2 protein-coding genes are annotated in these 1,318 nt (G+C 72.3%); one reads left to right on the forward strand and one right to left on the reverse strand.

Features of this window, described 5'->3' with window-relative positions; all coding sequences use genetic code 11:
• Positions 1-874: hypothetical protein (locus tag ACWDNU_RS46015; RefSeq protein WP_449673470.1), on the forward strand; the 874-nt coding region annotated here is incomplete at its 5' end.
• Between the two features lie 31 nt (positions 875-905).
• On the opposite strand, the gene ACWDNU_RS46020 is transcribed toward ACWDNU_RS46015, so the two are convergent.
• Positions 906-1,318 (reverse strand): FAD-dependent oxidoreductase (locus tag ACWDNU_RS46020; RefSeq protein WP_449673471.1); only part of this gene is annotated, 413 nt, incomplete at its 5' end.

Consider the following 1,318-nt stretch of genomic DNA (forward strand, 5'->3'; position numbering starts at 1 on the left):
GTTCTGGGCGGGGTGGACCAACTGGTTGCGCGGAGCGATCCTGTCGCTCGATGCCGGCGATCCCGCCGAGGTGCAGCGGTTCGAAGCGCACAGTGCCGAGATCGCGGCGGCGTTCGCGGCGTCGGAGACACCGTTCCTGCAGGCCTATCACGGGCAGGCGTGGCCGGTCGATTCCACCGTGGCGGTCGCGTCGCTGCGGTTGCACGACAGGCTTTTCGGCGAGCGATTCGGCGCGGTGACCACCCGGTGGCTGGACTCGGCGCGGGCACACCTCGATCCGGCCACCGGCCTGCTGCCGCACGACGTCACGCCGGACGGAACCCAGCTCGACGGTGCGCGGGCCACCTCGCAGACGGTGATCCTGCGGTTCCTGCCGGAACTCGACGCCGACTTCGCCCGCGACCAATACCGCCTGTTCCGCGACCAATTCCTCACCTACCCTGGCGGTTTCGGACCCGCGCTGCGCGAGTACCCGCGCGGCGTGGACAAGCCGGGCGATGTCGATTCGGGGCCGCTGGTCGCCGGGATCAGCCTGTCCGCCACGGTGGTCGGGCTCGGGGCCGCCCGGGTCAACGGCGACCACGAGCTGGCCGCCGCGCTCGGCGCCGAGGGCGAACTGCTGGGGCTGCCGGTGGATCTGCCCGGCTCCAAGCGGTACGCCTTCGGGCTGGTGCCGATCGGGGACGCGTTCGTGGTGTGGTCGTCGACCGCTCGACCATTCACCACGGAACCAGCTGCGGGCGAGCTGGATCTGCGCTGGTGGTGGCGGGTGCCGTGGCTGATCGTGCTCGGCGTGCTCGCTGTCGTCCCCTGGATCGGGTCACTCGTCGGAGCGCTCAGGAGAAACCCCGCCGCCTTCGGCCCGCGCGGGTAACGAGCGGCTGGGGGTGGACACGGCTCCGCGCTCAGCGCAGGCCGGCCGCTCGGCCCGCGATGCGGACGATCCGCTCCTTGACCCAGGCACCGGCGCGTCCACGGACGACACGGTTCGCCGGGCTGTCGTCGGCGTTGAGGAACTGGATGACGGCATCGTGGCGGCCCAGGCTGATGCACTGCAGCTGGTAGCGGAAGGTCATCGGCTTCGGCTCGGCGCCGCCCGCCCTGGCGACGATCGCCGTGGCGACGTAGGAACCCGCGGGCAGGGCGGTCGCGCAGGCCATCCGGAGGGGACGGTCGCCGGGGCCGTCGATCAGCGCGGCGTCGCCCGCGGCATAGACATCGGGGTGCGAGATCGAGCGCAGGGTGGCGTCGGTGCGGATACGGCCCTGTTCGTCGACGGCGAGGCCCGCGCGGCGGGCCAGGTCGGGCACGGTGAAAC

Source organism: Amycolatopsis sp. NPDC003676 (genome assembly GCF_053587275.1).